This is a genomic window from Chryseobacterium sp. MEBOG06 (assembly GCF_021869765.1).
Classification (GTDB): Bacteria; Bacteroidota; Bacteroidia; order Flavobacteriales; family Weeksellaceae; genus Chryseobacterium.
Genome location: NZ_CP084580.1, coordinates 4,791,341 through 4,803,548 on the forward strand (window position 1 = coordinate 4,791,341; position 12,208 = coordinate 4,803,548).

Consider the following 12,208-nt stretch of genomic DNA (forward strand, 5'->3'; position numbering starts at 1 on the left):
GAAAAACATATTTTTGTAAACGCTAAAGAAAACTAATGAAGAAAAATATACTTATAATATATTATTCACAAACCGGTCAACTTGAAGATATTGTGAGAAACATAGCGAAGCCTTTTGAAGCCCAAAAGGATGAGTATGACATTACCTATTATAATATTAAACTAAAGGAAGATTTTCCTTACCCATGGCCCGGAGATGTTTTTTTCGACACTTTTCCGGAATCTTATTTACAGATCCCGAAAGAGATTTTTCCTCCTTCAGAAGAAATACTGAACAAAAAATATGACCTTATCCTGTTTGGATATCAGGTTTGGTTCCTTACCCCGTCTATCCCCATCATTTCATTCCTGAAAAGCAGCTATGCAGAAAAAATCCTTAAAGACACACCTGTGATTACCATTTCCGGAACCAGGAATATGTGGATGCTTTCTCAGGAAAAACTAAAAGTTTATCTGAGAGATCTAAAAGCGAAACTTGCAGGAAATATAGCTCTGGTAGACAGGCATGACAATTATACGAGTGTATTAACCATTATCCGGTGGCTTACAACGGGACAAAAAGAAAAATCAGGACTACTTCCGGCAGCCGGAGTTTCTGATGAAGAAATTGCAGGTTCTGTAAAGTATGGAGAAATTATCGAAAAGCACTTTAAAAACAATGATCTGAGCGACTTACAGCCGGACTTGGTAAAAAACGGAGCCGTTGAAATCCGCCCTTTCCTGGTTCGTGTAGAAAAGGTAGGAAATAAGATTTTTACAATATGGTCTAATCTGATTATCAAGAAAAAAGAGAAACGTCCATTGCTGATAAAATTCTTTAAGGTATATTTGATGGCTGCGATATGGATCATCTCACCTGTCGTTTTGGTGTTACACCTACTTACAACCCCTATCTTTTGGTTTAAAAGACAAAGACAAAAAACATATTTACAAGGAATTAATTTAAAATAGAATGTACGACGTATTTATAACAAAGGCTTCAAAATTTTTACCCAATGAGCCGGTATCGAATGCTGAAATGGAGACTTATCTTGGCCTTATCAATGACGCACCTTCTAAAGCAAAATCGCTTATTTTAAGAAACAATAAAATTACAACAAGATATTACGCTTTAGATAAAGAAGGAAATCCTACGCATTCCAATGCGCAGCTCACAGCAAAAGCAGTTGAAGGACTTTTTGATGAAAATTTCAAAAAGGAAGATATGAAATTATTATCTGTAGGAACAACGTCACCAGACCAGATTCAGCCATCACACGCTTCTATGGTCCACGGTGAACTGAACATCGGAAAATCTATTGAGATTAATACCGCAACAGGTCTTTGCAACTCAGGTATGAATGCTCTGAACTACGGCTTCCTTTCTGTAAAAGCCGGTGTACAGGACAGTGCAGTATGTGCAGGTTCCGAAAGAATGTCTGCATGGATGACCGCTGATAAATTCAATCATGAAGCTGAAAACTTAAAATTACTGGAAGAAAGACCTATCGTTGCCTTCAAAAGAGAATTCCTGAGATGGATGCTTTCTGATGGAGCAGGGGCTTTCTTGTTGCAAAACAAACCAAGAGAAAACAGTATTTCATTAAAAATAGATTTTATAGATTTCTACTCTTATGCTCACGAAATCGAAGCGTGTATGTACGCAGGATGTGACAAACAGGAAGACGGAAGCCTTAAATCCTGGGCAGACTATCCTTCAGATGAATGGCTGAAGCAGTCTATTTTTGCAATAAAGCAGGATACTAAAATTCTGGATAAATATATTCTGGTAAAAGGGGCAGAAAGCTTAAGAACTTCTTTTGACAAGCATAATTTAGATCCTGAAAAAATTGATCATGTGTTAGCTCATATTTCTTCCGGTTATTTCAAAGATGGCCTGAAAGAGGAATTTGCTAAAAAAGGCATGGATTTTCCTGCAGAAAAATGGTTCTACAACCTCTCTGAAGTCGGAAATATTGGTGCCGGATCTATCTTTATAGCATTAGAAGAGCTCATGAATTCCGGAAAACTGAAAAAAGGCGAAAAAGTACTTCTTTGTGTTCCGGAAAGTGGAAGATTCGCTTACTCTTGTGCTTTATTAACGGTTTGCTAATGGAGAACATACTGCCAACATCCGATAAAGATTTTGTACAAAGCCTTATTCCTCAAAGAGCGCCTTTTGTAATGGTGCATGAACTTTCCGAATATTCTGAAAGCCACCTTATCGCAGGATTTGAAATAAAGGAAGATAATCTGTTTGTACAAGACGGAACCTTTCAGGCTTCGGGCTTAATTGAGCATCAGGCACAGAGCGTAGCACTTCATACAGGATATAAATATTATCTCCTGGGAAAGGATGCGCCTACAGGATACATCGGGGCGATCAAATCATTTGAAGCTCAGGTATTACCTAAAACAGGAGATCTGCTGAAATCTGAGGTCACCATCCTCAATGAAGTAATGGGAGTAACCCTCGTAGATATCGTTACCAAACTAAATGGCGAAGTGATTGCAAAATCTCAAATGAAAACTGCTGTAAAATAACTGAAAATGGAAATCAGGGAAGAAAATATCATTAATATACACAACTTTTTACCTCATCGCGAACCGATGCTGATGGCAGACTATATTCTAGAGCTGACCCAGGAAAAAGTAGTGACTTCCTTTGAAATAAAAGAAGACAATATATTTGTTCACAATAATGAGTTTGTGGAAGCCGGTTTAATTGAAAACCTTGCACAGACCTGCTCATCTATTCTTGGACAAAGTTTCTTCGAAAATCCGGAAGCTGATACTAAAGTGATAGGTTTTATTACCAACATCAAGAAAATTGAAATTTTTGCCCTTCCAAAAGTGAATGATAAAATTATTTCAAAAGCATCACTGATTTCCCAGTTTGAAAATATCTGCCACATCTTCTGCGAAACATTTAGTAATGATGAATTGTTGATCAGAGCAGAAATCAATCTTTTTATTCAGGAAGTGAAATCGTAAATTCCGATTCAAAATAAATAGAAAAGCTGTACCTCAATGTACGGCTTTTTTGTTTCAGATCAATAACCAAGGGTTATTAAGTACTTGTGAATATTTGTATTTAAAAAATTTATATTTTGGATAAAGCTCTTCCCTGTTGAATTATTATAAATGGTATAATAAATCCTGAAAACCTATATTATCCTGGTAATAAAAAAATATATTTCACGTGAAACATTCCGTAAAACTGCAAAATTCAGACGATCTTTAAAAATAGAAAGCGGAGCATTTCTGCCCCGCTTTCAGACTTATTTTAAATCAAAAAAAGAATTAATATCCAAAGATCTCTTCAAGAGACACCTCCTGGAATTCTCCCATTTTGTTGACAGACTCCATATTCAGATTTTCTTTCTTACCAATAATCGCTGTATTGTATTTTACAGGCTTAACTTCAGTATTATAGAATTCTGTAAGCTGTGGTAATGTCAGCCCCTGGATTTCAGAATAAATATCTTTTCTGATATCATAGTCTACCCCAAGCTTTTTCAATGCCAACTGATTGAAGAAGATATTCGTTCTGTTGATTCTGTTGGAAGCAATCTGCTTCAATGCAGAACCTTTTGAGTTTTCAAACTGTGCAGGGATCTGTGGTAGTGCTACCATCAGTTCATTCATTGCATTTACAGCCAAAGGAAGCTTGTTAGACTGCGTTCCAATATAATTGGTAATATAGTTCGCATGTCCTTTTTCCGAAGCATTAGCATAAGAAACATAAGCAGTATATGCCAGTGACTTACTTTCTCTGATCTCCTGGAAAACGATAGAAGAAAGTCCTCTTCCAAAGTATTCATTGAAAACATTAGCTTTTCCGAAGTTGCTAAGATTTACATTGCTTCCTTTTGCCACCTTAGCCATTTCCATTTGTACCATATCATAGTTTGTGAAATATACTTTACCTGTTGTAGCTTGTTCTGCATATTCCTTAGCTTTTGCAGGCTGAAGGCTTGTATTGGTGATATACGGTTTTACCGCTTTTTCCAACCCTGCCTGATCCTGTCCGTAAAGAAGTACCTGATAAGGATGCTGGTTCAGGGTTTTTATTTTCTTCATCAATTCTGCAGCGTCAATGTTTTCAAGACGTTCCTTGGAAACTATATCCGTCATTCTTGAATTTTTACCATATTTCGCATAGTTTGAAAGCGCAGACATAATTCTCACTTTATCTTTCTTAGCGACCGCTCTTGATTCAAGAATTGTTTTTACCGTTTGATCATAAATAGTTTTATCCGGCTTCACATTGGTCATCCAGTGATTCATCAGCTCCACCCCTTTCTTCATATTGCTTTCAAGGCCACTCAGTGAGATCACCATCTGATCATTTGAAGTTCTTATGGTATAGCTGATTCCCAGTTTATAGAACTCTTCCTTCAATTGTTCAGGAGTATATTTATCCGTTCCAAGGTATTCAAAAATAGTTCCTGCAATAGAAAGCTCTTTATCATTATCTGTTCCGAAAGGGAAAATATAACTTACCTGAGCTATCTCATTGTACTTATTTTTTACAAAACTTACTTTTTTGTCTTTCACCTGTGAAGTCTGAATAGCTGCTTTATAGTCTATAAACTCAGGTTTGATTTCTGTTACTTTTGTATTTAAAATATCTTTAAGGAAAGGCGACTGTGCATCTCTGTTCAGTTTAATTGGAGTAATCCCAGGATTTTCAACACGTACCAACTTATCATTCACTCCTTTTTCCTTATAAACAACTACATAATTGTTTTTGAAGAAATCATTGGCAAACTTTACAACCTCCGCCTTAGTAATTCTGTCATATTGATTGATCTCATCAAGTTCCTGTTCCCAGGTTCTTCCTTTAATATAAGAATCATAAAGCTCTGTAGCCAATCCGTCAGCAGTTTCCCAGTCTTTCATGCGCTGAACTTTTTTATCATTTACGATAGCCTTCAGCATCCAGTCCGGGAACTGTCCTTTTTTCACAAGATCCAGCTGATCCATCAATAGCTTTTTCGCGTCATCAAAGCTTTGTCCCTCTTTAGGAGTAACTACCAATGCAAATGAACCATACATCTTGAAAGGAGATTCATAAGCCCCCGCTCCAAGAGTTTTTTGCTTTTGATTGATATTAAGGTCAATTAATCCCGCATCTCCTCTGTTGCTAAGAATTTCAGCGACTACATCTGCTAATCTTGCCTCCTGCGTTCCATAAGAGTCTGTTCTCCAGGCAATCGTCATTCTTGGTGTAGAAGGACTTTTTACAGTTCTTGTAACAACCTGCGTCATCGGCTCCTCTGTAACCATTTTTTTCATCGGAAGTTCTTTGTACTTGAAAGAACCGAAATATTGATCAACTAATTTTATAGTTTTGTCAAAATCAAGATCTCCCACCAATACTACCGCCATATTGTTTGGTACGTAGTAGGTATCAAAATATTTATGAATAGCTTCCATTGAAGGGCTCTTCAGATGCTCGGAAGTACCAATCGTTGTCTGCTGTCCGTTCGGGTGTTTTGGGAAAAGAGCTTCCATCAAAGCATAGTTTACAAGACGTCCGTCGTTATCCTGCGCTCTGTTGTACTCTTCATATACCGCTTCAAGTTCTGTATGGAAAAGACGTAATACCAATTCTGAAAAACGTTCCTTTTCTACTCTCAGCCATTTTTCCAGCTCATTCGAAGGAATATTATTTTTATAAACCGTTTCATCCAGCCATGTATGAGCATTTGTTCCGGTAGCTCCTAATGAAGAAATGGCCTTATCATACTCATTGGCAATAGCATATTTTGAAGCTTCCTGAGAAACCTGATCAATTTTTTTATAAAGTTCCTTCTTCTTTTCAGGATCTTTTTCAGCTTTATGCTGTTCGTAAAGATCTGAAATCTGCTGTAACAAAACTTTTTCTTTTGCCCAATCCTGAGTTCCCAGATGTGAAGTTCCCTTGAAAACCATATGCTCCAGATAGTGAGCCAATCCTGTGTTATCACTCGGATCGTTGTTTGATCCTGTTCTCACTGGAATATACGTCTGAATTCTTGGCGCGTCTTCATTTTTTGCCAGATAAACCTTTAATCCGTTTTTCAGGGTATAAACTCTTACACCTGCCTGATCATTCTTGACCGTTTCATAAGTATAACCCTGAGCATCAGTCAGCTTTTGGGTATCAAATTTCTGAGCCATAGCGCTTATCATATAGAAAAGCGAAACAGAAATAAAAAACTTCTTCATAGTTGTTATTTGTTAGTTATTTTTATCAAATTTCTTACACCATTAGTCTTCTTATATAACACACTTGTTACAGCTGTTTTATTACATATCTAAATTATAAGCCCTAACAGAGTATTGCTTAAGATCCTTTTATTTCATATTAGTTAAAACCGGTCTTCCTAAAATGGACAAAACTTTTTTTTAAACAAACATTAAATTGAACTATCAATTCTGATACTGCCTCTGTTTCACTACAATACCGTCTTTCCGTTTAATATGATTTACATATAATGTATTTTCACTATTTTAGCCAACTGATTAAAAAAATCAAAACAGGTGAAGCATTTTTATCTGGAATCTAAAAAAATTAACATTATTTAGATGAAAAAACACGACTTACCTCAGGACGAAAGTAACCTGAAATCTGCCAACATGACTGAAATTCTGTATGTCACGGATGAGAATGATAATTATACAACGGCAAACAGTACTGGCTGGGACGCCAAGAAAGCTGCACTGGATGAATCAATGGAGCTTATCTATGAAAGAATTGAGGGAGCAAAACAAAATGTTGCCAATAATATAGTAAGTCCTATCGTTTACTTTATGGAACTGAATAAGATGGACCTGGGTGTACTTGCCTCCTATGTAGGAATGTGGCAATGGAGGGTAAAAAGACATTTTAAGCCCGGAACATTTAAAACACTAAGCGAAACAGCACTGAAAAAATATGCTGATGCATTCGGAATTTCAGTAAATGAATTAAAAAACTTCAATGGGAAATAAATGAAACAACGCATATATACTATGCTCACTTTTATTTAACCAATGAAAAAGATATAAGCGACAAATGAAATTAAACTTTGAACACCATCAGACTGCGCATTGCGAGAACGGTGTTGCTTCTAATCTTCTGCTTAACAGAGGCCTTAAACTGAGTGAACCTATGATCTTCGGGATCGGTTCAGGATTGTTTTTTGTCTACCTGCCTTTTTTAAAGGTGAATTTTGCTCCGGGCTTCAGCTATCGTCCGATGCCGGGTGCTATTTTCAGCAAAGCAGCAAAAAGATTAGGTATTAAAATCAAAAGAGAAAAGTTCTCAAATCCTCAGGATGCACAAAAAGCTCTTGAAAGAAATTTGGAACAAAATGTACCAACAGGACTTCAGGTAGGAGTTTTCAACCTTACCTACTTCCCTGAAGAATATAAATTCCACTTTAATGCCCACAATCTTGTTGTCTATGGGAAAGAAGATGGAAAATTCCTTATCAGTGACCCTGTAATGGACTACACTACTTCCCTTACAGAGGCTGAACTGGAAAAGGTAAGATATGCCAAAGGGGCACTTCCTCCAAAAGGGCATATGTATTATCCTGTTTACATTCCCGAAAATATCAATCTGGAAGAGGCCATCAAAAAAGGAATCAAAGACACCTGTAAAAATATGCTTGCTCCCGTACCGCTTATTGGAGTAAAAGCCATGAGATGGGTGGCCAGAAGTATTCCAAAATGGGCGGAAAAGAAAGGAACAAAAGTAACCAATCACTATCTGGGACAGCTTATCAGAATGCAGGAGGAAATCGGAACCGGCGGCGGCGGATTCAGATTTATCTATGGAGCATTCCTGCAGGAGGCTGCTGTAATTCTTAAAAATGAGGAATTAAAAGAATTGTCAAAAGAAATTACCTCAATTGGTGATCTTTGGAGAGACTTTGCTGTTGATATTGCAAGAGTGTATAAAAACAGAAATTCAAAAAGCAACATCTATAACGAACTTTCAAAAACGATGCTGCATATTGCAGACCTGGAAGAAGCTTTCTATAAAAAACTCAGAAAAGCGATCTGATATGGCGGAGAATATGATTGAAATCAAAAACCTATATAAAAAATACAAAAATTCTGATGAGTTTTCTGTAAATGATATTTCTTTAAATATCAGCAACAACGAAATCTATGGAATTCTTGGTCCTAACGGAGCTGGAAAAACAACCTTTATTTCTATGCTTTCAGGATTGATAAAGCCTACCTCAGGGAAATTTACCATCAACGGTTTATCTCCACAGAAAGATGGTTTTAAAATCAGACAGATTATTGGTATCGTCCCACAGGAATATGCACTTTACCCAACCCTTACGGCCAGAGAAAACCTGATGTTTTTCGGAAGTCTGTATGGCTTAAAGCATAACCAGCTAAAGAAAACAATCGATGAGTCTCTGGAAATTATGGGACTTTCAAAATTTGCAGACAAGCAGGTAGGACAGTTTTCAGGGGGAATGAAGAGGCGCTGTAACCTCATCGCCGGAACACTCCATAATCCTAAAGTCCTATTTCTGGATGAACCTACCGTAGGCGTAGACGTTCAATCCAAAAAAGTAATCATAGATTTCTTATTGGAACTTAATAAAAACGGAACGTGTATTATTTATACATCTCATCACCTGTCTGAGGCAGAAGAGTTCTGTACCAAGATTGCCATTATAGACAGGGGGAGAATTCATGCTATAGGAACACCTGAAGAGCTTGTTTCCCAGATTGCCAATGCAGAGAACCTTGAAGATGTTTTCATTTCATTAACCGGAAAAGAATTAAGAGATGTTGTTGTATAAACTGTGGAGAAGCTTTGTTAAGGAAATTCTTCTCCTGAAAAGAGATATAGGAGGAATTGTTATCATCTTTGTCATGCCGTTACTTCTTATTGTAACCATTACCCTGATTCAGGATTCTACCTTCAAAAACCTTGAAGGATCAAAAATCCCGATCATCTTTATTGATAATGACCGATCTGACGTATCAAAAAATATAAAAGGCGAGCTGGAGAATAGTAAAATATTCCAGTTGCTCACCAATTTCAATGAAAAGTCGGCACAGGAAGCCGTTTTTTCCGGAGAATATCAGATGGCAATTGTCATTCCAGAAAATTTAACAAAGGATTTAAATTCAAATATTGATTCAAAAGTTCAGACCATTGTAAGTTCATTCGGCCTTGAAGGTGATTCTGCCAAAGTAAAAACAGAAACTCCAAAAGCTAAAGAAATTCATCTGTACTTTGACCCGGCAACCAATGCAGGATTCAAAAATTCTGTGATGAATTCTGTCAACAAAATGGTTTTTCAGATTGAGAATAAAAAGATTTACAAAGCCTTTCAGGACCAGCTGGGAACTACTGAAAACCTTGACCAAAATAAGAATCTGATCAGCTTTAAAGAGATCACTCCGAAAAAAGGAAAAATGGATGTAATGCCAAATTCCGTTCAGCACAATGTTCCTGCCTGGACGCTTTTTGCCATATTTTTTATCGTAGTCCCGTTATCGATCAACCTTGTTAAAGAAAAAAGCCAGGGAACAAGTGTAAGGGCAAGAATCAGCCCTACTCCCTATTTTATACATATTTTGGGAAAAACATGTACCTACCTTATCATCTGTATCATTCAGTTTTTACTGATGATAGCTGTAGGAATTTATCTGTTCCCCTATATGGATCTTCCCGCCTTTGATGTGTCGGGAAAAATGTTCCAGCTTTTGATAGTAACGTTATTTGCCGGGCTGGCAGCAATAGGATTCGGAGTTTTACTGGGAACTATTGCAGATACTCAGGAGCAGTCGGCACCATTTGGAGCTACTTCCGTAGTTGTTTTAGCCGCTATTGGAGGAATTTGGGTACCAGTATTCTTGATGCCGGAATTTATGCAGACCGTGGCCAAGTTCTCACCAATGAACTGGGGGCTGAATGCTTATTATGATATTATTTTAAGAAACAGCGGAATTGGAGGTATTGCAAAAGAATTGGCATTCCTGCTTTTATTTTATCTTGCTACCGTATCTATTTCCATTTTTTACGAAAAGAAACAAAATGCAGTCTAACAAAAACATATTAACCTGTACCGAAGAAGTAAGAGTACGTTTCAATGAGACAGATCCGCTGGGAATTGTCTGGCATGGACATTATATTGTTTATTTTGAAGACGGAAGGGAAGCTTTTGGCCGTCAGCATGGTCTCACTTATCTCGATATTCAGAAAGCCGGATATGTAACACCTATTGTCAAAAGTACCTGCGAACATTTTCTTCCTTTAAAATACGGAGAGACATTCAGAATTGTTACCACTTTTATCAACTCTGTTTCAGCCAAACTCATCTACAGGTATGAGCTTTTCAACCAGGAAGATAAATTGGTTTGCAGTGGTGAAACCATTCAGGTATTCCTGGATAACAATGGGGGTTTATGCCTTTATAATCCGGAATTTTTTCAAAAATGGAAAGATAAAATGGGATTATCATGACGAAAGAAATTTTTATCACAGATTATAATTGTGTAACGCCTGTTGGATTTGATGTAGATTCCAACTGGACAGCCCTTCTGGAAGGAAAATCAGGAGTTGCTTTACACAAAATCATAGAAAGCCAGGAGCCATTCTATGCTTCTATGATTGATTCTGAAAAATTAAATAAAGTTTTCAGTGAAAATTTTGAAAATCAAGACTTTACAAAGCTGGAAAAGATGCTCCTTTTAAGCTTAAAACCTTTAATTGAAAGACAGAAGATCACAGAAGATACTTTGTTTATTCTTTCAACAACAAAAGGAAATATAAGCCTGTTAAAAAATCAGACGGAGCTGCCGGAAGGTGTTTTTCTCTCAAAACTGGCCCAGAAAATTGCGGACTTCTTTGGGTTTAGCACAAAACCTATTGTAGTTTCCAATGCGTGCGTTTCAGGAGTAATGGCCATCGCTGTTGCCAAAAATATGATTCAGGCAGGAAAATACAAGAACGCTTTCGTTATTGCAGGAGACGAACTTTCTGAGTTTGTTATTTCAGGATTCAATTCCTTTCAGGCGATTGGATCAGGACCTTGCAAACCCTACGATAAAAACAGGAACGGAATCAATATAGGTGAAGCTGCCGCAGCGGTTTATATTACTTCAGAACGATCTGAAAACGAAAAATTCAGTTTCAGAGTTTTAGGTGATTCTGCTATTAATGATGCTAATCATATTTCCGGACCTTCAAGAACAGGTGACGGCTTGTATGCCAGCATCAAAAATGCCATGACAGAAGCCCACGTTTCTCCGGAACAAATCGATTTTATTTCTGCCCACGGAACAGCCACTTTATATAATGACGAAATGGAAGCCATTGCCTTCAACAGAATGGAACTTGAAAGGGTTCCTCTGAACAGCATGAAAGGCTACTATGGGCACTGCCTGGGTGCTTCCGGACTTCTGGAAAGCATTATTTCTATGGAAGGAGCTCTTCATAATACACTGATTCCTTCTAAAAATTTTGAAGAAATAGGAGTTTCCCAACCATTGAATATTATTACAGAAAACAAGACAAGTTCCATCAGATATATTTTAAAAACAGCTTCAGGTTTTGGTGGATGCAATGCAGCCATTGTACTGGAAAAATGCTAAAATGAACATGATGAAGAAAACAAACACCTGTACCATAGAACATTCAAAAATAGCCGTCAACGGAGAAACTATTTTTGAAAATCAAAGCGAGACCTTTCAGGAATTTGCAAAAGAAGCTTATAAAACCTTAGAACTGAATTACCAAAAGTTTCACAAAATGGATAATTTGAGTAAACTGGCTTTCCTTGCTGCAGAAATGCTTTTAAATGATGACGATCACAGCAGCACAGCTCTGGTTTTTGCCAATTCATCATCAAGCCTTGACACGGATTTCAAATATCAGGAAAGCATCAATTCGCAGGACAGTTTTTATCCGAGTCCGGCCGTTTTTGTCTACACATTACCCAACATCTGTGTAGGTGAAATAAGCATTAAACATAAAATGCAGACGGAAAATGCTTTTTTTGTACTGGATGAATTTGATGAAAATTTTTTAAACAATTATTCCGAACAAATCCTCCAGTCAGGAAAAGCTGATAAAGTATTATGTGGCTGGGTTGAATTATATAAGGAAAATTATAAAGCTTTTGTATATTTGCTAACCTTATAAAAACTGAACACTTTAACAGTATAAAAATGTAATACTGATGACCAAAATCATGGTATATTCTAAGCTGTTATCTTAT

The 12,208-nt window shown here is 37.0% G+C and carries 12 protein-coding genes; 11 read left to right on the plus strand and 1 reads right to left on the minus strand.

From position 1 onward, the window contains the following. Positions 1 to 35: 35 nt before the first annotated feature. From LF887_RS21845 to LF887_RS21860, 4 genes are read left to right on the plus strand one after another with little or no spacing between them, the layout of a single operon-like run. Positions 36 to 950 carry a dialkylrecorsinol condensing enzyme DarA gene (locus LF887_RS21845; RefSeq protein ID WP_236856358.1) on the plus strand — a complete coding sequence of 305 codons (915 nt, stop codon included), beginning with the start codon at positions 36 to 38 and terminating at the stop codon, positions 948 to 950. A gap of 1 nt (position 951) precedes the next feature. After that, a complete protein-coding gene (locus LF887_RS21850; RefSeq protein WP_236856359.1) occupies positions 952 to 2,091 on the plus strand; it encodes a beta-ketoacyl-ACP synthase III in 1,140 nt (379 codons plus the stop codon). Continuing rightward, complete coding sequence (locus LF887_RS21855; protein WP_236856360.1) at positions 2,091 to 2,522, plus strand: hypothetical protein; 432 nt, start codon at positions 2,091 to 2,093, stop codon at positions 2,520 to 2,522. Before LF887_RS21850 ends, LF887_RS21855 begins: the two co-directional genes overlap by 1 nt. A gap of 6 nt (positions 2,523 to 2,528) precedes the next feature. Then, positions 2,529 to 2,972 carry an ABC transporter permease gene (locus LF887_RS21860; RefSeq protein WP_236856361.1) on the plus strand — a complete coding sequence of 148 codons (444 nt, stop codon included), beginning with the start codon at positions 2,529 to 2,531 and terminating at the stop codon, positions 2,970 to 2,972. A 309-nt stretch (positions 2,973 to 3,281) separates the two neighbouring features. Here the strand turns inward: LF887_RS21860 and LF887_RS21865 are convergent, their stop codons facing one another. Then, entirely contained in the window at positions 3,282 to 6,194 is a 2,913-nt protein-coding gene (locus LF887_RS21865; protein ID WP_236856362.1) for a M16 family metallopeptidase, read from the minus strand. Positions 6,195 to 6,554: 360 nt separating this feature from the next. Between LF887_RS21865 and LF887_RS21870 the strand changes: the two genes are divergently transcribed. From LF887_RS21870 to LF887_RS21900, 7 genes are all read left to right on the plus strand, one after another. Beyond that, positions 6,555 to 6,959 (plus strand): hypothetical protein, encoded by a 405-nt coding sequence (locus LF887_RS21870; protein WP_236856363.1) that lies wholly within the window; start codon positions 6,555 to 6,557, stop codon positions 6,957 to 6,959. 64 nt (positions 6,960 to 7,023) lie between these two features. Next, on the plus strand, positions 7,024 to 8,019 hold the full coding sequence (locus LF887_RS21875) for a BtrH N-terminal domain-containing protein (protein WP_236856364.1): 996 nt from the start codon (positions 7,024 to 7,026) through the stop codon (positions 8,017 to 8,019). Between the two features lies 1 nt (position 8,020). Next, on the plus strand, positions 8,021 to 8,779 hold the full coding sequence (locus LF887_RS21880) for an ABC transporter ATP-binding protein (protein ID WP_236856365.1): 759 nt from the start codon (positions 8,021 to 8,023) through the stop codon (positions 8,777 to 8,779). Continuing rightward, positions 8,766 to 10,034 (plus strand): ABC transporter permease, encoded by a 1,269-nt coding sequence (locus LF887_RS21885; protein ID WP_236856366.1) that lies wholly within the window; start codon positions 8,766 to 8,768, stop codon positions 10,032 to 10,034. Before LF887_RS21880 ends, LF887_RS21885 begins: the two co-directional genes overlap by 14 nt. Beyond that, the gene (locus LF887_RS21890) at positions 10,024 to 10,452 is read left to right on the plus strand and encodes an acyl-CoA thioesterase (protein WP_236856367.1); all 429 of its coding nucleotides are present in this window, start codon (positions 10,024 to 10,026) and stop codon (positions 10,450 to 10,452) included. The genes LF887_RS21885 and LF887_RS21890 overlap by 11 nt, the downstream gene beginning before the upstream one ends. Next, a complete protein-coding gene (locus LF887_RS21895; RefSeq protein ID WP_236856368.1) occupies positions 10,449 to 11,582 on the plus strand; it encodes a beta-ketoacyl synthase N-terminal-like domain-containing protein in 1,134 nt (377 codons plus the stop codon). Before LF887_RS21890 ends, LF887_RS21895 begins: the two co-directional genes overlap by 4 nt. Before the next feature lie 7 nt (positions 11,583 to 11,589). Continuing rightward, on the plus strand, positions 11,590 to 12,132 hold the full coding sequence (locus tag LF887_RS21900) for a 3-oxoacyl-ACP synthase (RefSeq protein WP_236856369.1): 543 nt from the start codon (positions 11,590 to 11,592) through the stop codon (positions 12,130 to 12,132). Positions 12,133 to 12,208: the final 76 nt, after the last annotated feature.

What these genes read in the sequence shown, in the direction of transcription:
- LF887_RS21885 (WP_236856366.1), top strand. Translation starts at nt 8,766, where the DNA reads ATGTTGTTGTATAAACTGTGGAGAAGCTTTGTTAAGGAAATTCTTCTC.
- LF887_RS21850 (WP_236856359.1), top strand. Translation starts at nt 952, where the DNA reads ATGTACGACGTATTTATAACAAAGGCTTCAAAATTTTTACCCAATGAG.
- LF887_RS21880 (WP_236856365.1), top strand. Translation starts at nt 8,021, where the DNA reads ATGGCGGAGAATATGATTGAAATCAAAAACCTATATAAAAAATACAAA.
- LF887_RS21895 (WP_236856368.1), top strand. Translation starts at nt 10,449, where the DNA reads ATGACGAAAGAAATTTTTATCACAGATTATAATTGTGTAACGCCTGTT.
- LF887_RS21845 (WP_236856358.1), top strand. Translation starts at nt 36, where the DNA reads ATGAAGAAAAATATACTTATAATATATTATTCACAAACCGGTCAACTT.
- LF887_RS21875 (WP_236856364.1), top strand. Translation starts at nt 7,024, where the DNA reads ATGAAATTAAACTTTGAACACCATCAGACTGCGCATTGCGAGAACGGT.
- LF887_RS21900 (WP_236856369.1), top strand. Translation starts at nt 11,590, where the DNA reads ATGATGAAGAAAACAAACACCTGTACCATAGAACATTCAAAAATAGCC.
- LF887_RS21860 (WP_236856361.1), top strand. Translation starts at nt 2,529, where the DNA reads ATGGAAATCAGGGAAGAAAATATCATTAATATACACAACTTTTTACCT.
- LF887_RS21870 (WP_236856363.1), top strand. Translation starts at nt 6,555, where the DNA reads ATGAAAAAACACGACTTACCTCAGGACGAAAGTAACCTGAAATCTGCC.
- LF887_RS21855 (WP_236856360.1), top strand. Translation starts at nt 2,091, where the DNA reads ATGGAGAACATACTGCCAACATCCGATAAAGATTTTGTACAAAGCCTT.
- LF887_RS21865 (WP_236856362.1), bottom strand. Translation starts at nt 6,194, where the DNA reads ATGAAGAAGTTTTTTATTTCTGTTTCGCTTTTCTATATGATAAGCGCT.
- LF887_RS21890 (WP_236856367.1), top strand. Translation starts at nt 10,024, where the DNA reads ATGCAGTCTAACAAAAACATATTAACCTGTACCGAAGAAGTAAGAGTA.